At 37.4% G+C, this 23,564-nt stretch carries 20 protein-coding genes; 18 read left to right on the top strand and 2 right to left on the bottom strand.

What is annotated here, in order from left to right; translation table 11 throughout:
- The first annotated feature begins 11 nt into the window (after positions 1-11).
- Genes SCSH_RS00835 through SCSH_RS00815 form a run of 5 tightly spaced genes read left to right on the top strand, consistent with a single transcriptional unit; the run spans position 12 to position 8,068 of the window.
- Positions 12-1,214: a thiolase family protein gene (locus SCSH_RS00835; protein WP_057490010.1), complete on the top strand. Its 1,203-nt coding sequence runs from the start codon at positions 12-14 to the stop codon at positions 1,212-1,214.
- Entirely contained in the window at positions 1,207-1,671 is a 465-nt protein-coding gene (locus tag SCSH_RS00830; protein WP_238581353.1) for a Zn-ribbon domain-containing OB-fold protein, read from the top strand. Before SCSH_RS00835 ends, SCSH_RS00830 begins: the two co-directional genes overlap by 8 nt.
- Positions 1,664-4,732 (top strand): non-ribosomal peptide synthetase, encoded by a 3,069-nt coding sequence (locus SCSH_RS00825; RefSeq protein ID WP_057490009.1) that lies wholly within the window; start codon positions 1,664-1,666, stop codon positions 4,730-4,732. The genes SCSH_RS00830 and SCSH_RS00825 overlap by 8 nt, the downstream gene beginning before the upstream one ends.
- Complete coding sequence (locus tag SCSH_RS00820) at positions 4,725-7,430, top strand: beta-ketoacyl synthase N-terminal-like domain-containing protein (protein WP_057490008.1); 2,706 nt, start codon at positions 4,725-4,727, stop codon at positions 7,428-7,430. Before SCSH_RS00825 ends, SCSH_RS00820 begins: the two co-directional genes overlap by 8 nt.
- Before the next feature lie 29 nt (positions 7,431-7,459).
- Positions 7,460-8,068 carry a 4'-phosphopantetheinyl transferase family protein gene (locus tag SCSH_RS00815; protein WP_057490007.1) on the top strand — a complete coding sequence of 203 codons (609 nt, stop codon included), beginning with the start codon at positions 7,460-7,462 and terminating at the stop codon, positions 8,066-8,068.
- On the opposite strand, the gene SCSH_RS00810 is transcribed toward SCSH_RS00815, so the two are convergent.
- Positions 8,043-8,558, bottom strand: a complete 516-nt coding sequence (locus SCSH_RS00810) for an HXXEE domain-containing protein (protein ID WP_057490006.1) — start codon at positions 8,556-8,558, stop codon at positions 8,043-8,045. The genes SCSH_RS00815 and SCSH_RS00810 overlap by 26 nt on opposite strands.
- 123 nt (positions 8,559-8,681) lie before the next feature.
- On the opposite strand from SCSH_RS00810, the gene SCSH_RS00805 reads away from it, so the two are divergent.
- Positions 8,682-9,215 (top strand): TetR/AcrR family transcriptional regulator, encoded by a 534-nt coding sequence (locus SCSH_RS00805; RefSeq protein ID WP_057490005.1) that lies wholly within the window; start codon positions 8,682-8,684, stop codon positions 9,213-9,215.
- Positions 9,216-9,248: 33 nt separating this feature from the next.
- Here the strand turns inward: SCSH_RS00805 and SCSH_RS00800 are convergent, their stop codons facing one another.
- Complete coding sequence (locus SCSH_RS00800; protein WP_012962556.1) at positions 9,249-9,788, bottom strand: TetR/AcrR family transcriptional regulator; 540 nt, start codon at positions 9,786-9,788, stop codon at positions 9,249-9,251.
- 163 nt (positions 9,789-9,951) lie between these two features.
- Here SCSH_RS00800 and SCSH_RS00795 point away from each other — a divergent pair, with 163 nt between their 5' ends.
- The 12 genes from SCSH_RS00795 to SCSH_RS00740 all read left to right on the top strand — a co-directional run bounded on the left by SCSH_RS00795 (position 9,952) and on the right by SCSH_RS00740 (position 23,542).
- On the top strand, positions 9,952-11,721 hold the full coding sequence (locus SCSH_RS00795; RefSeq protein ID WP_057490004.1) for an MDR family MFS transporter: 1,770 nt from the start codon (positions 9,952-9,954) through the stop codon (positions 11,719-11,721).
- A gap of 471 nt (positions 11,722-12,192) precedes the next feature.
- Positions 12,193-12,516 carry an ATP synthase subunit B family protein gene (locus SCSH_RS00790; protein WP_057490003.1) on the top strand — a complete coding sequence of 108 codons (324 nt, stop codon included), beginning with the start codon at positions 12,193-12,195 and terminating at the stop codon, positions 12,514-12,516.
- Positions 12,506-14,503, top strand: coding sequence for a V-type ATP synthase subunit I (locus tag SCSH_RS00785; RefSeq protein WP_057490002.1), 1,998 nt, complete (start codon positions 12,506-12,508; stop codon positions 14,501-14,503). Before SCSH_RS00790 ends, SCSH_RS00785 begins: the two co-directional genes overlap by 11 nt.
- 1 nt (position 14,504) lies before the next feature.
- Positions 14,505-14,981, top strand: a complete 477-nt coding sequence (locus SCSH_RS00780; RefSeq protein WP_057490001.1) for a V-type ATP synthase subunit K — start codon at positions 14,505-14,507, stop codon at positions 14,979-14,981.
- Positions 14,982-15,025: 44 nt separating this feature from the next.
- Entirely contained in the window at positions 15,026-15,610 is a 585-nt protein-coding gene (locus SCSH_RS00775) for a hypothetical protein (protein ID WP_057490000.1), read from the top strand.
- 12 nt (positions 15,611-15,622) lie between these two features.
- Complete coding sequence (locus tag SCSH_RS00770) at positions 15,623-16,639, top strand: V-type ATPase subunit (protein ID WP_057489999.1); 1,017 nt, start codon at positions 15,623-15,625, stop codon at positions 16,637-16,639.
- A complete protein-coding gene (locus tag SCSH_RS00765; protein ID WP_057489998.1) occupies positions 16,629-16,949 on the top strand; it encodes a V-type ATP synthase subunit F in 321 nt (106 codons plus the stop codon). The genes SCSH_RS00770 and SCSH_RS00765 overlap by 11 nt, the downstream gene beginning before the upstream one ends.
- 191 nt (positions 16,950-17,140) lie before the next feature.
- Positions 17,141-18,916, top strand: coding sequence for a V-type ATP synthase subunit A (locus SCSH_RS00760; RefSeq protein WP_057489997.1), 1,776 nt, complete (start codon positions 17,141-17,143; stop codon positions 18,914-18,916).
- Position 18,917: 1 nt separating this feature from the next.
- Positions 18,918-20,321, top strand: coding sequence for a V-type ATP synthase subunit B (locus SCSH_RS00755; protein WP_057489996.1), 1,404 nt, complete (start codon positions 18,918-18,920; stop codon positions 20,319-20,321).
- Between the two features lie 36 nt (positions 20,322-20,357).
- Positions 20,358-20,987, top strand: coding sequence for a V-type ATP synthase subunit D (locus SCSH_RS00750; RefSeq protein ID WP_057489995.1), 630 nt, complete (start codon positions 20,358-20,360; stop codon positions 20,985-20,987).
- 367 nt (positions 20,988-21,354) lie between these two features.
- Positions 21,355-22,677: a DUF4026 domain-containing protein gene (locus SCSH_RS00745; protein WP_057489994.1), complete on the top strand. Its 1,323-nt coding sequence runs from the start codon at positions 21,355-21,357 to the stop codon at positions 22,675-22,677.
- Between the two features lie 88 nt (positions 22,678-22,765).
- A complete protein-coding gene (locus tag SCSH_RS00740) occupies positions 22,766-23,542 on the top strand; it encodes a TatD family hydrolase (RefSeq protein ID WP_057489993.1) in 777 nt (258 codons plus the stop codon).
- The last annotated feature ends 22 nt before the right edge of the window (positions 23,543-23,564 follow it).

Here is a 23,564-nt window from a genome sequence, read left to right as displayed (position 1 = left end):
AGAGTGTGATTATGGTAAAAGAAATTCAAATAATTGGTGTTGGGTGTACTGAAAAGCCTGGTATTGCTCATATTGGTAAGTCCTTTAAGGAATTATTGGTAGATGCTGTTTATGAAGCATTGGAAGATGCTCAATTATCACCAAATTCTCTTGATGGAGCAAGTTTTTCCTATGCAGGAGAAGGGGAGATTGGTCATGGGGGAATTGTCCCGACGCTTGTTGATGCACTGGGATTATCTCCATTAGAGGCTTATATCAATATCGGAAATTGTGCAAGTGCTCATATGGCTTTCTTACAAGGTTGTGAAATGATTGAGAGTGGGCGGTATCATAATGTTCTTGTTGCAGGTTTTGATAAATTGACAGATATATTACCGTTTGAAAACTACATGTTAATGTCTACAGATAGTTTGTATGATTTTAATTTAGGTTTTTCACACATTGATGCATTTTTATTGCAGCAAGAATATTTAAGAAAATACAAAATCAAACCTCAAACATTAAAAAAAGGCTTGTTATCTTTTGCAACACTAATGAGAGAATATGGGGCTTTAAATCGCGTAGCTTGCAATTATAAAAATAAAATTCCAACCCCAGAAGAGCTAGCAAGAATTCCTTTTTTTGGAAATGCAATGAATGCGGGAGAAGGAGCTAGTGCGGTGATTTTGTCATCTGTAAATAGCAGTAATAATCATCCAAAAGTAACAGTAGCAGGAAGAGGTTATACGAATACGTCGCATTATATTCCTCATCGTTATAATAAAGAGTTGCTTCATAAAAATGGAGAAGTTAGTGATAATGTAGGAATGTATAATGGCCTACCTTTAAAACTAGCTGTGAATTCTGCTTATTCTGAAGCTAACATTGGTCCTGATGATATCAATATTATGGAACTTTACGACCAGGGTCTTAATGGTTTCATTTCCTTAGAAGCATCTGGAATTTGTGAGGAAGGAACTGCAGTCGATTTTATTTGTAATGGGGGTGGCTCAAGAAACAGTAACATTCAAATTAATACTGATGGTGGTAATATTGCCAGAGGTCATGCTGCTGGAGGTGCTAGTCTTTATCAGATTATTGAAATTGTAAAGCAATTACAAGGAAGAGCTGATGGTTACCAAATTAAGAATAAAAATTATGGCTTATCTACAGTAATTGGGGGAGCTTATGCGACGACAGCTGCTGTTGTTTTGAAGAGAGGAGAGGATGACTAAATTGTACGCTAATGAACAATTATCAAATCCTATTATTGAATCTTCCTTAAAAGATTGGAGAGAACAAGGCGGATTAACAAGGTTAGAGGGAAGTCGTTGTGAAAAATGTGGAAAGTTGTTCTTTCCTAGACGCTTTGTTTGTCCTCATTGTTTTTCTCGCCACCTTGTTCCCTACCGATTTTCTGGTGATGGAGTTATAAAAAATATTGAATGTAATTCAATACCACAGGTATCAGTGATTGGTTATAGGGAATTGATGCCTAGATTTTTAGCAATTATAACCTTAAAAGAAGGCGTTGATATTTTAGGTGAAATAGTAGACTATCATGACAATATTGAAGCAACACAGTTGTTAGGCAAGGAAGTTAAAGCTGTTGTTAGAAAACAAGCACGTTCAGGAAATACTAGTTGGAAATATGGATATAAATTTGTATTGAAGGGAGAACAAGATGCATAAAGAATTAACGAGTTTACAAAATTCTATTATAATGACACAAAAACTTCAGCCTAATAATGCTACCTATAATTTACCTTATTTTTGGAAACTATCTGGTGATAGCTTAAATATTGAATTGTTATCTTCTTCCTTGGAAAAGACATTTAATGGTCATGAAGTATATCATTCGTATCTGAAGCATAATAAATTACATCTTGATTCAAATACACATTTTTTACCAGAAATCGTAGAATTTACTTGTGACGATAAGGACGATTTTGAAGCAAAAGTTTTTAATACCGTCACAAGTTTGGCAAATATTCCCTTTGATAATGAAGTTTGGCCATTACAGTATGCCAAAATTTTCGTCAATACTTTAGACAATAGTGAATGTTATTTATTCATTAACATTAGTCATTTAATTTGTGATGTTTATACTGCGTATGAATTGATTACAGAAATTAATTTCCACTATAATCATCCGACTGAAAGCTATGAGTTAAAAGCTAGTACAAGTCATGTTAAAAAGCATAATTTAAAAAGAGAAGTTAGAGCTAGGGACTATTTTTATTCAAAATTTCAGGAAATAGATAGTCTCGAACAAAATGGACTAACTTTAAAATCGAATCTTACAAGAAAAAATCTTGATGTTAAAATTTCAAATGAAAAAGTAAAACAATTATCTAAGTTAACCAATAAATCAGAATTTGAAATTTTATTACTCTCCTATGTTATCCTTCTTTCAAAAGTGACTTCACAAAATAAAATTATCATTGGTATTCCGCTGGCAAATAGGCAAGCCGTTGATCGTCATGCTCATGGTTGTTTTGTGAATAATTTGCCATTGATAATTGATTTAAGTAAGTCCGAGACGATTAAAGAATTATTGGAAGATGTTAGCCGTAATTTGCACAATCTAATGAGGTTCCAGTCATTTGATATAAAATCTAATTTAAAATATTTATCAAATGGTAAAGAAGCAAATATGAGTTTTATGAATAACTCGGTAACTTTCTATAAAGATGAAATTAATTTTGAATTCAGTAATGTGAAGTCACAAAATATTATCATTGAACAAAAGAGTTCAATGTTTGCACTAGCAGTTGAATTTGAAATGAGAACGAATGATTTTATTATTCATATTCAAACAAGTGGTCAGTATTCTCCAGAATTTTTAACTAAAGCATTTAAAAATATTTTAGACAATATTTCTACTCTAACAGAAGAATACGGAAAGCTCCCCTTATTAGATAGTCAAACAGCTCAAGAACTTTTTGAGATGGAGAATGATAAAATAGCCAACTATCAAGAAAAAAATATTCCGGTGTTACGCTTATTTGAGGAACAATGTAGCCATCATTCAAATGCTGTAGCTGTGAAATACTTGGATAAAACACTGACATATCGTGAATTAGAAAGATTGTCTAATCGTTTGGCCGCAAAACTTCGATTAATTGATCAAGAGTATGTTACAGTTTCTGTTGCTCCCAGTCCATATTTAGTAGTCGCATTGTTAGCTATCTTTAAGTCAGGAAAAGTCTATATTCCACTTGATAAAGAAATGCCCGATAAACGAAAAAAATTAATTTTGAATCAGTTAAATCATTTTATCATTATAACTGACTATTCGAGTGATATTTTTGAAGGCTTACAAACATTAAATTTAGAAGATATCATAGAAGAAATTGATTCAGAGAGTTCCTTAGAAATCTCTCAACAACAAGAACTATCAAATGAGATTGCCTATATCATTTTTACATCTGGATCTACTGGAGTTCCAAAAGGTGTTGAAATCAGACATAATTCCTTAGAGAGTTTAATGACTGTGGTTAGAGAGAGCATTGATAATGCTGTAGGTAAGAATTGGATTTTATTCCATTCCTATGGATTTGATTATTCGATTTTTGAAATCTTATCACCACTTGTCACTGGAGGAACACTAAATATTGTTCCAAGTAAAATCAGACGATATCCAGATGAGTTTAGACAATTTATTAGTGATAATAAAATAAATGTACTGACTCAGACACCATCTTCATTTTTATCATTAGAAAGAGTAGATTCAACATCTGGTGACTTTTTATCATCGTTAGAATACATCTTTATTGGTGGAGAGGATATAAAATTTTCGGATCTTTCAACTTGGTTTAAAAAATATGGTTACAATCAGCCTAAGATTTATAATTTGTACGGATTAACAGAAACTACGATTATTTCCACAGCTCATCTAATCAATGAGGAAGATGTAGAGTATAAAAAAAGAAATAATATTGGTAAGGCAATAGCTAATACGATAATTAACGTAACAAATAGCAAGGGAGACCCTGTATTACCTGGATTTGAAGGTGAATTGATTATTTCAGGAATTGCTGTTGCAAAAGACTACTATAATAATCCTCAAAAAACAGAGGAGGCATTTGTAAATGACTCATTCAAAACAGGAGATTTAATTAGAGTTTTATCTAATGGTGAGTTAGAGTATATTAGCCGAATTGATAAACAAGTTCAAGTCAGTGGCCACAGGGTAGAGTTGGGAGAAATCGAGAATAAAATTTGTGAATGCCAATATTGTGTAGAAGCTTGTGTGGCCGCAAAAGACTTTGGAACCGGAGATCGAAGACTAATTGCATATTACAAATTATCGGAACCAGATAAAATTAGCTCAACTGAAATTAGAAAAGATATCAGTGTTAAATTGCCAGATTATATGTTGCCATCATTCTTTGTAGAAGTAGAGAGTTTCCCATTGAATACAAATGGGAAAATTGATGTAAGTAAATTACCTCAAGTTGAATACAATTATGAAACCGAAAATCTTCAAGATAATGGTTCAACTACTTTGGAAAAGGTAGTCAATATTTGGAGTAAAGTACTGGGTAGTTCTATAACTGAAGAGGATAATTTCTTTGAAGTTGGAGGAACCTCTGTATTGATAACAGAGGTTTATTATCAAATTTTACGAGCATTTGAACTTTCGGAAGATGAATTAACGATGATTGATCTATTTGATTATGTTTCTCCGATTGAGGTTGCTTCTTTCATTGACGATAAATTACAAGAAGGGGGAGAAAATAATGGATAAGTTTGCGATTATTGGAATGTCAGGTCGCTTTCCGGATGCAAAATCTCCTGAAGAGTTTTTTGAAAATCTATTGGCTGGAAAAAGCTCATTTAGAGAATTAACTGAAGAGGAAAAGAATAATAGCCCATATTCAGAAGATGAGACATTTGTACCTGTCACATCAACTATGAGTGATGTTTATAAATTTGATGCTAACCTTTTTAAAATGACAGGACATGAGGCAAAATTAACAGATCCTCAGCAAAGAATTTTCTTAAAATGCTGTTATGAAGCGCTGGAAGATGCTTCCCATTTTAACTATAAAGGGAAAATTGGTGTCTTTGCCTCTACCGCACAAAGTTCATATTTTGTTTCAAATTTATTGTTATCAAATGGTATCGGTAAAATCTTTGATTATTCAACTTATATTGGAAATGAAACAGATTTTAATGCGACTCGTGTTGCTTACAAATTAAATTTAACTGGCCCAGCAATGTCTGTTCAATGTGGGTGTTCATCATCTCTGGTTGCTTTAAATGAAGCTTGTCAAAATATTATCCAAGGGAATTGTGATGTCGCCATTGTAGGTGGAGTTAGCATTACTTTTCCATTATCATGCGGGTATAGTTACAAAGAAGGAACAACTTTTTCACGCAGCGGAGAACTTCGCCCTTTTGATAAAAATGCTGATGGCATGATAAAGGGAGATGGCTGTGGTGCCATAGTCATAAAAAAATTGGAAGCAGCTGAAGAAAATAGAGATAATATTTATGCTGTTATTTCAAGTATAGGTATTGGAAATGATGGGAATAGAAAAGTGGGCTATACTGCTCCCTCTATTAGAGGAGAACGTGAAGCCATTAAATCAGCAATAGATTCATCTGATATTAATGTAGAAGATTTAGTTTATGTTGAAACGCATGGAACAGGTACGGTGATTGGTGATCCAATTGAAATTCGAGCCTTAAGTCAAGCTTATCAATTTAAAACCATGCATAGAATAGGTTCTTTGAAAGCAAATATCGGTCATTTAGATACAGCTTCTGGTATAGCTGGTGTAATAAAAAGTACATTAATTTTAAAAGAAAATATTATACCTAAGTGCGTTGGATTTGAATCTGAAAATCCTAACTTGAATTTAGCAAAATCAAATTTATTTATTGATACTGAGTCAAATGTGGCATTAGTTCCAAATGCGAAAAATTGTGTTGGAGTATCTTCGTTTGGAATAGGTGGAACAAATGTACACGTTATATTGGAAAATTACATCAATCAAAATGACTTGAATGTTAGAAATGATGAAGATATAGTGATTCAAATTTCAGCAAATAATAGTGAAAGTTTAGATGCATATAGAAAGAAATTGGCTAATTATCTCCAAAAGCATCAAGAAATTAAATTGATTGATGTAGCAAGAACACTCAATAATGGTCGTAAGCATTATCTTATTTGTAAAAATTATAAAGCAAGTAGCGTTGAAGAGTTAATTAATAAGTTGGTGACAGATTATTGCACTGATGAAAAAGTAACTTTAGTAAAAGATGGCCATTTCATTTCTCTGCCGACATATTGTTTTAGTGAGAAAGAGTACAAATTTGATAGTAATTTATCTAGAACAACAGTGAATAAGGAGAAAAAATCAGAAACAAGAACAATTAATTCTGATGAAGAAAGTTTAAACAAAGTTTGTGAAATCTGGAGTGAGGAACTGGAAGAAGACGTTCATCCGGATAGTGATTTCTTTGAGTTAAATGGTGATTCATTGATTGCAATTGATATCATTGATAGAATTAACAAAGAATTTGAGGTGACTTTAAATACAAATGTATTGCTAAATAATGCTACACCGAGAGCTTGTTTAGCTTTGATCAGTAAATCTGTTAAGGAAAAAAATTCTAATATTCTTTGCTTAAGACATCAAAATGATGCGCAAAAGAATCTCTTTTTAGTTCATCCGGCTGGAGGAAGTGTTTATTGCTTTAAAGAACTTTTTAATAACATTAATCTAGATAAATTAAATATCTATGCTATTTCATTTCCTGATAACATTACTCCGAATTTGACAATTAGTGAACTTGCTGAACTTTACTATGATGAGATTAAAAAAATTCAACCTACAGGAAGTTACTTATTAGGAGGATATTCATTTGGAGGAAATGTATCTATTCAAATTGCAAGACTTATTGAGAGCGATGGAAAACATGTCGATAAGTTATTTATGATTGATAGTCTTATTCCTGAGTCTTATCCTAGTGAGCAACCTGAAGAAACTGTTTATAAGAAATTATTCTCAAATGTACTTTTATTAATGTTTAATAATCGTATTGATCTTGATATTGAATATGTCAAAAAATATACCAAAATGGATGATATTATCTCAGCAATGAAGGACCATAATCATATTCCTAGAAGTATTGAGAATGAAAAGATATTGAAAATCTTCAATATTTGGGAGAATAACCATATTGCATTATTGAAACAGTCAAGAACGAAGGTTTTATCGGATATTGTTATTTTTTCTGCAAAAGATTCTATGCCAGATATTATGTATGAATCTATGAGAATGACTAAAACTTTGGCTAATGATTGGCAAAAATATACAGAAGGAGCTCTAAAAATTGTGCCAGTTTTAGGAGATCATTTCTCATGTATGAGCAATAAGGAATATTTGAAAAATTTAAGTCGTCAGTTTAAACAAGAACTCGTTGAATGTGAATAATGATATATATACTATATAAAAAGGTTAACATGAAATTTTTTGACGATTACTTATATAAGTATGATGACTTACTTTTTAAAGAAAGACTAACTAATGAAGAGTATGATAGAATACTATCTAAAAAGAATCTATTTCACTGTGTTCAAAGTATGGTTTCAAGAATCATGATTAATAACCAATTGGAAAAAATGGGAGTGCGTGATTTTAAGTTAAATTGCGATTCTCTTGGAAAACCAATTGTTTTAGAGCCAAAAAATCAACTCCAAATTAGCATAAGTTATTCAAACTTATTTGTTGTTGTAGCTATATCAGATGAAGAAGTTGGAATAGATGTTGAGTATTCAGGTAGAAAATTTCCAAAAAATATTGTTGAAAACTGGAATCTACGCGAACAATCAATGAATCCATATAGAATATGGACTTCAAAAGAAAGCTATTTAAAGTTCTTGGGACTTGGATTGAGAAAATCCATTAACGCTATTAGTGTTGATTGTTTGCCGCTGTGCTGTAATATGGTTACTGATACCGGAATTAAAATGGCTCTATGTTCTCAAACAATTACAGTGTCAAATTATGTTATTACTTTTACAAGTGTCACAAATCGTTTTATCATTAAACCATGTCACTTTTTAAATTAAAGAATTTAAATAGAAATGTTTGAATTTTTGGCATTGCTTTATGCATAACATATAAGTTCATATAAGCTAAACTTGTAGCAATGACAATGTAATATATAGATTCTAGTTTCCATGATAAATAGTGATTTATAATTATGATCATCACTGGAATTTGACAACTTGCTGTAATGACTCCGGGGACATAACCCTTATATTTATAGCATAATAGAAAGTGTACAATAAAGTGTAAAAAGTAGGCGATACAGAACCCTAAGTAAATTTTAGTATTATGACTGTAATCAGTAAGTAATGAAACACAAAGCAGGATTATAAATTCTTCAAGTACCCCTACGGAGAAGGCAGAGCCATTGGTAACTTTTCCGAAAAAATTTAAATTATTTTGAAACGTTTGGAATTTGTCTGTTTTTTTCCATAAAGGCATAAAAATGATTTCTTCGAAGTCATGTAAGATAAATAGAATTGGTAATGTCCAAATATTATACAATGTCATTGTTTTTCTCCTTTCAATTAATTTACATCAATAATTATATACTTGGGTTTAATGATTCACAAGTTAATGATGCAAATGAGACAGATTGGTACAATTTGTTCTATTTATGAGAGGTTAGAATTAATGGAAAAAGAATCTAAACTAATGCTTGCGAAAATATTTTTTGAGAAGCTCGAAAAAAATTCGTTTGATGAAATAACAATATCCGAAATAGCTAGCTATGCTGATTTATCAAGAAGTACATTTTATAGATATTTTAAAAATAAGAAATCAATTGTTGAATTTTTTATTCAGTATTTATTAGATGATTACTTGTTAATTGTCAGCGATAATTCAATTACCGATTTTATTAGCTTATTAATTGTCTATTTTGAATTCTGGAATACTAATAAAAGGTATCTAATGTTGTTGAAGAAGCATAATCTATTAGATTTTGCCTTAAATGTTGAAAGAAAATATTTTTTGAATATATTACCAACAATGGATCTTCCCTGGCATAATAATGGGGCAGAAGATGAATTATTTGCTGATTTGATGGTAATGGGGGGCGTATGGAATGTCGCTTTATATTGGCTAGAAAATGATACTAAATTAAACCCAACTTATATTGCGAAAGAAATTGTTAGGAGTTTGTCGTTGTATAAAATATTTGTGTAAATGATAAGGTCACGCATGAATGTGCGTGACCTTTTATAAAAACAATTTTTCTATTTTGATGATGATTTCACTGATTTCTTTTGGGCTTTGTTGAAAATCACTTTCAATCCATGCGGAGATGATTCTTTCAAAAGAGGCACAGAAGGCTTGAATAACCAAATCATCAGAAATATTTGCTTTTTGTTTGATTCGACTTTTGAGAATAATATTAGTTGTAATCAGTTGTTTGAGTAACACTTGAACTGTTTTAGAAAATTGAACATGTGGTGCTTGAGAGATTGCTTTAAAGTGTTTAGCATCAGCTTTAATACATTCTAAACTTTCGAGGATTTTATCTTGTTTATCAAGGTTTCCTTTGGATAAAATATTCCAGAATCTTTTAGAAGTTTCATTACCTATTGTAGTTGCTAAATCATCTTTATCAAGGAAGTGTTGGTAAAAGGTTCCTCGACTAACATTAGCTTTTTTAGCAATATCAGCAACGGTGATTTCTGAATATTTTTTTTCGAGCAGCAGTCCGATGAGAGCATTTTTTAAGTTTTCAACACTATTAGTTTTTCGATTATTAGTCATTTTTTCTTATTTGAACATATTTTTAAAATGTGTAATGGTTAATTGCTTAGCAATATTATATGCTATTTTCATGAATTATTAAAGCATTAAGTGGTGATAATTCGATTTGTTAACTTTTTGATGCATCAAGGGATTAAGAGCTTTATGATGAAAGGATAGAGGTATGTCAAAGATAAAAAAATCTTTTGGATTTATTGGATTGGTTCTCGCAATGTTTATGGGGGCTTTAGATGCTACCATTGTTAATATTGCTTTGCCAGATATCATGAAAGATTTAAATACAAGTTTAACTGATACAAGTTGGGTAGCGACAATCTACGTTTTAGCAATGGCTGTTTTTATTATCACGGCTTCAAAACTAGCTGATTTATATGGCCGCCGATTAGTGATGTTGATTGGTGTCGTTTTATTTGGTATTTTTTCTTTTGCCTGCATGATGGCAAGTTCACTATATTTGCTGATTGTCTACCGCTTTTTCCAAGGAATTGGCGGGGCAATTTTGACACCGATTGTTTTGCCAATGGGGATTGCACTTTTTGGAAAATCAAGTACTAGTAAAGTGACGGCTGTTATGGGAGCATTTAGTGCCTTAGCCGCAGCTGGAGGTCCTGTGATTGGTGGTTTAATCATTCATTGGACAACTTATCACTGGATTTTTGGAATTAATGTTCCAATTGCCATCCTTGCCTTTTTATTGATTCTTTGGGGAAATGAGGAATCATACGATTTCAGTATTGCTAAAGAGATTGACTGGTTTGGAATGCTATTTTTAACGTGTACTCTAGGTGGTTTAACCTTTGGTCTCCTAGAAGGTAGAGAATATGGTTGGACATCTACGATTATTCTATCAAGCTTTACCATTAGTGTTATTGGTTTCATCTTGTTAATTGTTGTTGAAGGAAAAGTAAAATCACCGATTATTGAATTGTCATTATTTAAAGAAAAGACTTTTACAGCTTCAAGCATCATTTATATGATTTTTGGGTTTGCAATTATTGTTCCATCATTGATTTTGAATTACTTCCTTCAAAATATTCGTAACTATAGTGCCCTTCATTCAGCTTACCTCATTGTTCCAGCTTCTTTAGCCATTGTTGTCGGAATGCCACTGGCAACAAAAATGTATCAAAAGATTTCAGCTAAACTCCTTGTTTGTATTGGGATGTTTATTACAGCTGGCGGGCTCTTTATGCTAAGTTTAGTTCATTACGCAACTTCAAAAAGTATTATCATTTGTTGTAATGTTATCATTGGTCTTGGTCTAGGCTTTATGGCCATGGCTTTGACAGCTTCTGTAAAATACCTTCCTGTTACTAAAGCAGGAATTGGTTCTGGGATTGTTAATGCTTCAAGATATATTGGACAAGCGATTGGTATGGCTTTGTTAGTAACTATTTTGAATGCTAATATTAACACCGCCAAAGATAATATTAGACACGCTGCCTATGCTCAAATCGATAAGCACCAGTTATCTGATTCGGTGAAAAAAGTTGCAAAATCTGAAATCAAGCAAGCCTTCAAATCAAGTAAAAATACTACCGACGTTTCTAGCAAGCAAAATAAAATGATTAAGAAGATAAAAGCCGCTGCTAAAGAAACAGATAACCTTCCACTTCCTAAAAAAGGCAGTGATTACCGTAAGCTCTATGATGCTAATAGCCAATTAGTAGCAGGTACAGAAAAAGTTGTGGCAAAACTTCCACAACAATTAAATTCAGCCTTTTTACCTTTGGCTAAAGGGCAAACTCAACTCGGTCTTGCAGTTCAATTACTAGCTCAGAAAGAAGAATTAACCGATACCTTCAAACAAATCAAAGACTCTAAAAATAAAAATCTTAGCAAAGCCTTTGACCAAGTATTTGTTATCGGTTCCTTGATTGTCCTCCTCTCAACACCATTAGCATATTTGACAGATAAAAGAGTGAATCAATAATAAGAGAAAAACACCTACTGGATAGGCCCAGTAGGTGTTAATTGAGTTTTGGTAATCAATCTTTAAGCTATAGTTATATAAAGTAAATATTTTTTGAAATCGTAGAGGTTTCTGGCAATCGGTCTTAGTTGTGGGGGCTCATGAAAAATATGATATAATAAACAGTATATTATGTAAGCGCATATAAAATAAAGAGTCTATCTTTCCATTTATTAAAAATAGAATTTTATCTAAAATCCTGCTTTACTAGCAACTGAAAATTTTAGGAAAACTTTTGCAATCGAGATTTGACAGTTGCAAACTATCATGATTAGTGACGTGATAGTTTTTTGTTAGGGATAGAGCTATGCGAGTGTGGATTAAGTTTTAAAAATTTACTTAATTAGTAAAAATCCTAAAAACTTACATTTTAGCGGTTCAAGTTGTCAGAATTTTGGTAAAATAGACATAACATTGAAAGGGGGTGGCAAGGTGGCAAACTCCATTTTAGAAACGATGCAGACCATTGAGGCAGAAGCTAAAGATGTTCTGGCTGATTACGATGCTCAGGTTCAGGCGCTCCGTACCCAGTCTGCAGAGGATTTAGAAAAAGTAAAATTGGATTGCGACCAAGAAACAAAGCTTCAAGTGTCAAAGCTAGAAGCAGTATTAACCCAGCAAAAAACAGACCAGCAGGCAAAATTGGCAGAAACAATTTCTAAAAATGACCAGCATGTTCGGTCAGTTCTGTCGGATAAAAAAGCAGGTCTCGTTCAGCAAATTGTGGACAGGGTGGTAGAAAAATATGGCAATTAGTCAAATGAAAAAAATTTCTATCGTTTTTGCCAAAGAAAAGCTGGATGCTGTTTTGCTGACTCTTCAGCGCTTAGAAAATCTGCAGATTCGAGAGATAGCGCAGATGGAAAACTGGCAGGAAGTTTTTGAACGTTCAGAGGTGCACCTGCCAGCCATTTATCAGGCTGATGAGGAGCAGGGAAAGAGACTTGAGGGTGAAGAAGCCCTTCATTATCTTTCCCAGCGTCAGCAGCAGTTAGAGACAACCATTGATAGGCTGCGTTCTTTTATCCCCAAAGATAGTTTTTTGACTGGTCTACGTAAGGAAGCTTCCTCGCTTTCTTTTGAAGAACTGGAGCAATACGGTAAGGATAGAGAAAACGAGCAAATCATTGCTCAGGTTAATCAAAAAATCAGCCGGCTTCATGTTCTTGAAGGGCAGATTGCTGAAAGTGAGACTGAGATTGCTAGGCTAGACAAGTGGAAGAATTTGGAAGTTACCCCACAGGAACTAAAAACATTTGATTTTGTGACGGCTGCTGTTGGAACCCTTCCTAAAACGACTGATGATGGCCTTTATCGGCAACTTCGGGAAAATCCCCATGTTCAGTGTCAGGAAGTTTTTAATTCAGAAGCAGAGTACGGCCTTCTCATTTTCTTTGATAAAAAGGCTGATCTTCATTTAGAAGATTATCACTTTAAACCTTTTGAGTATGAAGGAGCAGTACTTCCAGCACAGACAATTGAGCAGTTGCAAAACGATGTCAAAAAATGGTCTGAGGAGAGACAGCAGCTTTTAGAGGATTTGCAGCATTCGCAAAAGGACTTAGAGTATCTGGAAGCAAAAACAGACAGTCTCTTGAATTTGTATTCTCGCCAGGAAGCCAAGAAGAAATTGGCCAGCACAGAGCATTTGGTTGCTTTAGAAGGCTGGGTCGAGACCAATCAAGTGACACTTTTGCGGGCTGAACTGACTCAAGAGTTTGGCAGCAGCATCTATCTGCAGGAATTGGATGTGGAGGAAAAAGATTGGGAAAAGGTTCCAATTAAGTTGCATAATAATCCTATAGTTGAACCCTTTGAGCTGGTGACAGAGATGTATGCTCTCCCTAAATATTACGAGAAGGATCCAACACCGATTTTAGCTCCTTTTTACTTCACCTTTTTTGGTATGATGGTGGCTGATTTAGGTTACGGCTTGCTCTTGTTTGCAGCGACCTTCCTCGTTTTAAAATATTTTCATCTTTCCAAAGGAGCTACTCGCTTTGCCAAATTTCTCAATATTTTGGGCGTTGCGGTTTCTCTTTGGGGGCTTGTTTACGGGTCGTTTTTCGGTTATACTCTGCCGATAGTGCTTATATCAACGACCACAGATGTTATGACTATTTTGGGATTGTCGGTTGCCTTTGGCTTTGTGACAGTAGTTGTTGGCTTGCTTTTAGGCGGTTTCCAGAAGGTCAGAATGAAAAAATACGCAGAAGCCTATCATTCAGGCTTCGCCTGGTGTTTCATTTTGATTGGTATTTTACTGCTGGCTCTGGGAATGATGCTGCCTCATCTGGCTGTTTTGACAACTGTTGGTGCAGTTCTAGCCATCGTTAATGCCGTAGGCATTATCATTGCTTCTATTGCTGAGGCAAAAAGTTTAGCTGGTATTGGCTCAGGCTTGTTTAATCTCTACAATATTTCGTCTTATGTCGGTGACTTGGTCAGCTTTACCCGTTTAATGGCGCTGGGGCTGTCAGGAGCAAGTATTGGATCAGCCTTCAATCTGATTGTCGGACTCTTCCCGCCCTTGGGGCGTTTTACGGTCGGTCTGCTCATCTTTGTGCTGTTGCATGCTATCAATATTTTCCTGTCGCTTCTGTCAGGCTATGTGCATGGTGCGCGTCTGATCTTCGTTGAATTTTTCGGTAAATTTTATGATGGCGGAGGCGAAGCCTTCCGACCCTTGAAACCCGCTGAAAAATATATAAAAATTACTAAAACTCATTTGGAGGATAAATAAAATGGAACAATTAGCAAACTACTTCTCATCACATGGCGGTGCCTTCTTTGCGGCCTTGGGTGTCGTTTTGGCTGTTGGTTTTAGCGGTATGGGCTCTGCTTATGGTGTTGGTAAAACAGGGCAAGCAGCAGCTGCTCTTCTTAAGGAACAGCCTCAGAAGTTTGCTCAGGCCTTGATTTTGCAGCTTTTGCCAGGAACACAAGGTCTTTATGGCTTCGTTATCGGCATGCTGATTTGGCTGCAGATTACACCAAATTTGCCCCTTGAAAAAGGTGTTGCTTACTTCTTTGTTGCCCTTCCAATTGCTCTTGTTGGTTATTTTTCAGCCAAGCATCAAGGAAATGTGGCTGTCGCAGGTATGCAGATTTTGGCTAAACGCCCTGAAGAAACAATGAAGGGTGTCATTCTGGCTGCCATGGTAGAAACCTATGCCATCTTAGCCTTCGTTGTTTCCTTCCTATTGACACTTCGTGTCTAGACGATCTTCTTACCGCAGTAAAATGATGAGAAGGAGGACGTCTTGTGAGTGAAGCAAATCCATTGAAGACATCAATTATTGAACAGGCACATCAAGAAGGACAGCTCAAATTGGAAGCTGCTAAGAAGCAAATTCAAAAAGATTTTGAAGATCGCAAGGCGCAGCTCCTTATGGAGAAGGCCAATGAACGCCAAAATCAGCTGAAAGAATTGAATCAGGCCTTTCAAATAGAGACTCAGCAGCTTAAAAATAAAGAGCGTCAGTCCACCCTGGCAGCAAAGCAAAAAGTGCTGAGAGAGCTCTTTGCTTCAGCCCTTGAACAGATGAAGAACTGGAGTTTAAAAGAAGAGCTGGCTTTTATCAGAAAGGTCCTTGAAAAATACAAGCAAGAACCCTTTACTGTCCAATTTGGTCAGATAACGGCTGACAAATGGGACTCAGGCACTTTGCAGCAGCTGGAAGCAGATTTTCCCCATGTGACCTTTGCAGAGCAGACCATTTCCGATGAGGCTGGTTTTGTTGTATCTCTTGGGAAAATCGATGACAGCTACCTGTATGCTAGCTTGATTGATTCTATTTACAAAGAAGAGAGTTCTCGGATTGCTGCTGATATTTTCAAAGAGGGTTAGGAGGAGTTTGAAATGGATGCAAGTCTATTCTCACAAATTAACACAACCATCAGTGTTAAGGAGCGGGAGCTTATTACTCCAGAACAATTTGAAAAGCTTTTGCAGGCTCCTGATACAGAAAGCTTGGCGCTTTTACTGCAGTCAACCTCTTATCACCTGTCGGCAGCTGATTTAGAAGACCTTAATCTGATTGATCAGCAGCTGACATCAGGGCTTGCTAAAGAATATGCCTGGGCCTTTGCTGAATCACCAGATCAAGATATTGTCACTATGTTTGCTTTGCGCTATGTTTATCACAATATTAAGGTTTTCTTTAAAGCCAGAGCTACCAAGCAGGAATTAAAACATCTTCTGATTCCTATTGGTTCAGAATCTTTAGAAGCTTTGGAGCATTTAATTTCCACCTTTAGTTCGGAAGTTTTCCCAGAATTTATGGTAGAAGAATTGGCCATGATTTGGGAAGAATACGAGGACTACAAGGATATCCGAGTTTTGGAAATTGGGACAGATTTGGCTTACTTTAAACACTTAAAACATTTAGCTAATCAGATGGCCTTAGGTTCAGAAGTGTTCCGTCAGGCTATCAGTTTGATGATTGATTTTTATAATGTTATCACTGTTCAGCGTGCGCTCTCTCAAAAAAAGCCTCAGAGCTTTATGATGCAGCTGCTTTCTGATGAAGGCAGCCTGTCAGCTCGGGAATTTATTGAGATGGGGGAAAGGCAGGAGCTGATAGATTGGTTTATCCAAGCCAATCCCGACCAATTCAATACAGAGTGGATAGCGTTTGAAGACAAAATGCGTCAGGGGACTATATCAGCGCTTGATTTAGAATTTCTTTATGACCTTATACAGTTTCAGCTGCTGGATCAGGCTAAATACACCCCAGAAGGACCGCTTGTTTTGGCGCGTTACCTGCTGTGCAGGGAATTTGAAGTAAAAAATTTACGTCTGCTGCTGTCAGCAATCAGCAATCAGCTGCCGCTGGAGATGGTTAAAGAAAGGATGAGGCCGATTTATGGACAGTAAAAAATACAAAATTGGCGTGATTGGCAATCGTGATGCCATTTTGCCCTTTCGTATGATAGGCTTTCAGACCTTTCCTGTTAACCAAGCGCAGGAGGCTGTTAATCAATTGCGAAAGCTGGCTAAAAATGACTATGGTATTGTGTATTTGACAGAGGATATTGCTGCTGAAATTCCTGATACGATTGCCTATTATGACAGTCAGGTCACTCCGGCTGTCATCCTTATTCCAACTCACAAAGGAGCAACAGGATTAGGGATCCAGCGAGTGCAGGACAATGTAGAAAAAGCAGTCGGTCAAAACATCCTCTAACACAAACTCATGCTTATTGTTAAGCATTGCAGTGTTATTTTCTCTTAGTCTTTGAAAATAAAATGCTAAAGTTGTTTTGCGATAATATTTAAAAATTAACATTTATAAAAGAAAGCAGTCTCCTAATGAGAGAGTGTTACAAATTATCGTTTTGTAACATACTGCTGTATCTTAATTCAGGAGGGAACATCTTGAGCCAAGGAAAAATTATAAAAGTGTCAGGGCCCTTAGTTGTGGCTTCTGGTATGCAGGAGGCCAATATTCAGGATATCTGCCGCGTTGGTCATTTGGGCTTGATCGGTGAAATTATTGAAATGCGGCGCGATCAGGCTTCTATTCAAGTTTATGAAGAAACATCTGGTATTGGTCCGGGTGAGCCGGTTGTGACAACGGGCAGTCCCCTATCGGTAGAGTTGGGTCCAGGCTTGATTTCACAAATGTTTGATGGGATTCAGCGGCCGTTAGATCGCTTTAAAACAGCTACTAACAGTGACTTTCTGATTCGCGGTGTCTCTATTCCAAGTCTTGACCGTGAGCTGACTTGGACCTTTAAGCCAAGTCTGGAAGTTGGCAGTCAAGTCGTTCCCGGAGACATTTTGGGTACTGTTCAAGAAACCTTGGTTGTTGAGCATCGCATTATGGTGCCTAACAGCGTATCTGGGAAACTTACGGCTATTTCAGCAGGTGATTTCACGGTTGATGACATTGTTTATGAAATTGAGCAGGCTGACGGTTCTGTCTTCAAGGGTACTCTGATGCAGAAATGGCCAGTTCGCAAGAGCCGTCCGGTTGCCCAGAAGTTGATTCCTGTTGAACCCCTTGTGACGGGACAGCGTGTCATCGATACCTTCTTTCCTGTAACAAAGGGCGGAGCAGCCGCTGTTCCGGGACCATTCGGAGCTGGTAAAACTGTGGTACAACACCAGATTGCCAAATTTGCCAATGTGGATATCGTTATCTATGTCGGCTGTGGTGAACGCGGAAACGAAATGACCGACGTACTGAATGAATTTCCGGAATTGATTGACCCTAATACTGGCCAGTCGATTATGGAACGGACTGTTTTGATTGCCAATACGTCAAATATGCCCGTGGCTGCGCGTGAAGCTTCCATCTACACTGGTATTACCATCGCTGAATATTTCCGCGATATGGGTTATTCTGTTGCCATCATGGCCGACTCGACGTCTCGTTGGGCAGAGGCTCTGCGGGAAATGTCTGGCCGCTTGCAAGAAATGCCAGGAGATGAAGGTTACCCAGCTTACCTGGGTTCTCGTATCGCAGAATATTATGAACGTGCCGGCCGTGCCCGTGTGCTCGGCAGTCAAAGCCGCGAAGGAACCATTACTGCTATTGGTGCCGTGTCGCCTCCTGGCGGTGATATTTCTGAACCCGTTACGCAAAATACTCTGCGTATTGTCAAGGTTTTCTGGGGACTTGATGCGCCGCTTGCTCAGCGCCGGCACTTCCCAGCTATCAACTGGCTGAGTTCCTACTCACTTTACAAGGATGAAGTGGGCAAGTATATTGACAAGGCACAAAATACCCGCTGGGCTGCTAAGGTGACGCGTGCTATGAATATTCTGCAAAGAGAGTCGAGCTTAGAAGAGATTGTGCGTTTGGTCGGCCTTGATTCACTGTCTGATCAGGATCGCTTAACCATGGCTGTTGCACGGCAGATTCGTGAAGACTATCTGCAGCAAAATGCCTTTGATACAGTTGATACTTTTACGTCTTTTCCTAAGCAGGAAGCCATGCTGAATAATATTTTGGTCTTTGCCGATGAAGCTGGCAAGGCTTTGGAATTGGGCGCTTATTACACTGAAATTATGGACGGAACCGCTGATGTCCGCAATCGCATTGCCCGCAGCAAATATATATCAGAAGATCAAGTAGAAAAAATTCAGGCGCTTGCTGATGCTGTTCGAGACAGCATCCATCAAGTGCTGGCAAAGGGAGGTATCTAGCATGAGTGTTCTTAAAGAATATCGTACAGTCAGCGAAGTTGTCGGCCCTTTGATGATTGTGGATCAAGTTGAGGGCGTTCAGTACAATGAGCTGGTTGAAATCAAGCTTCACGGCGGAGAAATTCGCCAGGGTCAGGTCTTGGAAGTTCAGGAAGATAAGGCCATGGTTCAGCTCTTTGAAGGATCATCTGGTATCAATCTTGAAAAAGCCAAGGTTCGCTTCACGGGTCACCCGCTTGAACTGGCGGTGTCAGAAGACATGGTTGGCCGTATCTTTAATGGTATGGGGAAACCTATTGATGGCGGGCCAGAGCTCATTCCCGAAAAATATTTGGATATTGACGGACAGGCCATCAATCCAGTAGCGCGTGACTATCCCGACGAATTCATTCAAACAGGGATTTCAGCCATCGATCACCTCAATACCCTTGTCCGCGGACAAAAACTGCCTGTGTTTTCAGGTTCAGGTCTGCCCCACAATGAATTGGCAGCGCAGATAGCTCGTCAGGCAACAGTTCTAAACTCTGATGAAAACTTTGCCGTGGTCTTTGCGGCCATGGGAATTACCTTTGAAGAAGCAGAATTCTTCATGAACGACCTGCGTCAGACAGGTGCTATTGATCGCTCGGTGCTTTTTGTCAATCTGGCCAACGACCCTGCTATTGAGCGTATCGCGACTCCGCGTATTGCCCTGACAACAGCAGAATACCTGGCCTATGAAAAGGACATGCATGTTCTGGTTATCATGACAGATATGACCAATTACTGTGAAGCCTTGCGTGAAGTCTCTGCAGCTCGCCGTGAAGTTCCGGGCCGCCGCGGTTATCCAGGCTATCTCTACACTAACCTTTCAACCCTTTATGAACGTGCTGGCCGTTTGGTTGGTAAAAAAGGCTCTGTAACACAAATTCCGATTCTGACCATGCCAGAAGATGATATTACCCATCCAATCCCTGACTTGACCGGTTACATCACTGAAGGTCAGATTATCCTATCCCACGAACTTTATAACTCTGGCTATCGTCCGCCAATTAACGTGTTGCCATCACTATCACGTTTGAAGGACAAGGGTTCAGGTGAAGGTAAGACGCGTGCAGACCATGCGGCAACCATGAATCAGCTCTTTGCGGCTTATGCTCAGGGCAAACAAGCCAAGGAATTGGCCGTGGTATTGGGGGAATCTGCCTTGTCTGAAACAGATAAGCTGTATGTGAAGTTCACCGATCGTTTTGAAGAAGAATATATCAACCAAGGTTTTTATACCAATCGCGGTATCGAAGAGAGCCTTGACTTAGGCTGGGAGCTTTTGTCCATACTGCCGCGAACTGAACTCAAGCGAATTAAAGATGACATGCTGGATCAGTATTTGCCTAAAGCTCAAGAAGGTACAGTGGATTCAGAATAAATGGAATCTTTAGCAGGTCAAGGGAGGTGATAATTGATGGCACGGTTGAATGTCAAACCGACACGAATGGAATTAAGCAATCTTAAAGAGCGCTTGAAAACGGCTACTCGCGGGCACAAATTGCTTAAGGACAAACGCGATGAGCTCATGCGCCGTTTTGTTGATTTAATTCGAGAGAATAACAAGCTCAGACAGGAAGTAGAAACCGCCTTGGTCAGCAACATGCAAGATTTTGTGCTAGCAAAGTCGCTGGAGAATGACCTGATGGTGGAGGAAATTTTTGCAGTTCCAACAAAGCAGGTTCAGCTGTTTATCGAAAAAGAAAATATTATGAGTGTGACTGTGCCCAAAATGCACAGTCAGATTGACAATCCTTACGGCAATGATGAAGGAGATGTCGTCTACAGCTATCTGGCCTCCAACAGCGAAATGGATGCAACGATTCAGAAAATGGATGGCTTGGTGGAAAAACTGCTGCGTTTAGCTGAAGTTGAAAAGTCCTGTCAGCTGATGGCAGACGAAATTGAAAAAACCAGACGCCGTGTAAACGCTCTGGAACATTCAACAATTCCGCAGCTGGAGGAAACCATCCATTATATTGAACTCAAACTTGAAGAAGCTGAACGAGCTAACCTTGTTCGGATTATGAAAGTGAAAGATTATTAAGAATCTTGTTGTTTTCAGGTGTTTGCGATAACTTTCTGAAAACAGTGTATTTTCTACTGGAATTTGCAGCAATTTTTTTAAAATTACAGAAAAACATAGGAGAGGGACAAACAGCAATTATGGCCGCCTGTCCCTCTCTTTTTATAGCGCCTAAATCCATAATTAATAATTTTAGAACAGTCCATTGAGATAAAGTGAGGATTCATTTAATATTCAAATAAAAAGTGAATTAAAGACAAAATTCAATTCTCTTATCTCCCACTCATCAAGCTACATTTTAGTTTGTCCTATGTTATAATGGCAGTGAGAACATTTTATTACTCCGCTAGTAAATTAAATTGGTCTAACAAAAGAAAGGGGGCCTGTAATGTGGTTTTTTAAGCAAAAGAGCGATGACCTTAAAAATTTAGAAAAGCAGCCTCTAGCTTACTGGGAAGAATTTTCGTATCTTGTTGGCATACCTGAAGATGAAAACAAGGTGATGTTTGATCAGGCTATGCTGGAGCGAGTAGCTCAAATCAGTCACTTGTCTTTAAAACATTATGAATGGCCTGATGAAGAACACGAGAGAGCTGGCAGTCTTAAATTTGAATACAAAGGTAGACTTTTTGAAGCGGGTTTTTATTATTCTGATTTCCAAATTAGCAATTATCTCCCCTTTCAAATGCAGTTTTTTTCAGAAAAGGAAATTCTGGATCTGAAAGATAGGGGAAAAGGTCTGACTTTATTTTTAAAAGTTGATGATAAACCCCAGGAAACCTATAAAATGCAGCTGGAAATTCTGTCAGCTATGTTGCCAAACAGTATCGCCTTTTTGGATGAAAGTGCTGAGAAAATATTAAATGCTAATTGGGTTAGATTAACCATAGAAGCAAAGGCTCTGCCTTCCTTAAGAGACTTGTATAGTGTACAAGCAGTGATTGATGATAATGAGGATAAAGTATGGCTGCATACTCATGGACTAGCTCGATTTGGTCTTACAGAATTGGAGATTCTGGATTCAGATCAAGAAAATTATGCTAATCACCATGAAGTCATTGCGACTTTTTCAGACAGGCTGCTTGAAGGAGAAACACTTAGTGAAGATGATTATGGGCTGGTGCTTGGTCAGCTCAACAATGGTGCTCCTATCGTTGCCACCTATTTACCTTGGCCTGAAGGAATCAGACATTATAACAATACAGGGCTGGGGACACTGGAGGATCGTAAAGATAGTCATAATGCAGAGACATCTCTTATTTTCTTTTATACAAATGAAGAAAATTATAAGCATAAGAAAATAAGTAAAGTGGCTGAGATAAATGATTTGCTGGCTGATAATCCTATTTTTTATCGCAGTAAAGAAGAGTCTAGTCGAATGAGAGACTTAGCACGAGAAAGATTCACCTATTTAGAAAAAGGCATTCGTAAGTTGAAAAGTCACTCAGAATATTATGATGTCCTTTTGAAATTAGGGCTTAAGGTTGATAATGGAGAAACGACCGATGATTTGGAACACATTTGGTTCCGGCTTTTGGAAATAAATGGCAGTAAATTCAGAGCGGTATTAACACAAGAACCCTATGATATTTCTCATTTACATGAAGGTGACGAAGGAGATTATAGCTTATCCGACTTAACAGATTGGATACTTTATACAGAAAAAAGTACGATAACACCAGACACCGTCTATTTATTAGAAATAGACTAAAATGATGTGACATTAGAGTGATTTTGTAAAAGGAAGCACAGAGATCTCAGATTTTATTTAAGAAAGTAAGAGGAAATATAAAAAAAGAATGCTACAAATATTTGATACCCATACGCATCTAAACATCGACGATTTCGCTGGTCGTGAGGATGAGGAGCTGGCACTTGCCAAAGAACTTGGTGTGACGTGTCACAATGTCGTTGGTTTTGATCAAGCAACCATCAAGCGTGCTCTTGAATTGACTGAGCAATACCCTGAAATTTACGCGACCATCGGCTGGCATCCGACAGAAGCAGGTTCTTACAGGCAGGAAGTGGAGGACATGATTGTCAGCCACTTGCATGACTCCAAGGTAGTTGCCCTGGGTGAGATTGGCCTTGATTATCACTGGATGGAAGATCCAAAAGAGGTTCAAATTGACGTTTTTAAGCGTCAGATTCAGCTGTCTAAAGACCATGATCTGCCCTTCGTTGTTCATACCCGTGACGCTCTCGAAGATACCTACGAAGTCATCAAGGAGGCTGGTGTAGGTCCTCGCGGCGGCATTATGCATTCTTACTCAGGATCACTTGAAATGGCGCAGAAGTTCGTCGACCTTGGCATGATGATTTCTTTCTCGGGTGTGGTCACTTTTAAGAAGGCTCTGGATGTGCAGGAAGCAGCTGCAGCTTTGCCATTGGACAAAATTTTAGTTGAGACTGACGCTCCTTACCTCGCTCCAGTTCCCAAACGCGGCCGTGAAAACCGCACCGGCTACACTCGCTATGTTGTCGACAAAATCGCAGAACTGCGCAGCCTGACTGCGGAAGAAGTCGCTGACGCTACTTATCAGAATGCCATGAAAGTATTTGGATTGGGAGATTAGAAAAATAGCGACCATAGGTCGC

Origin of the sequence: Streptococcus orisasini (assembly GCF_001431045.1) — a bacterium.
Taxonomy (GTDB): Bacteria; Bacillota; Bacilli; order Lactobacillales; family Streptococcaceae; genus Streptococcus; species Streptococcus orisasini.
Note: the sequence above shows the minus strand (reverse complement) of the source record. Positions and strands in the feature narration are given on the sequence as shown.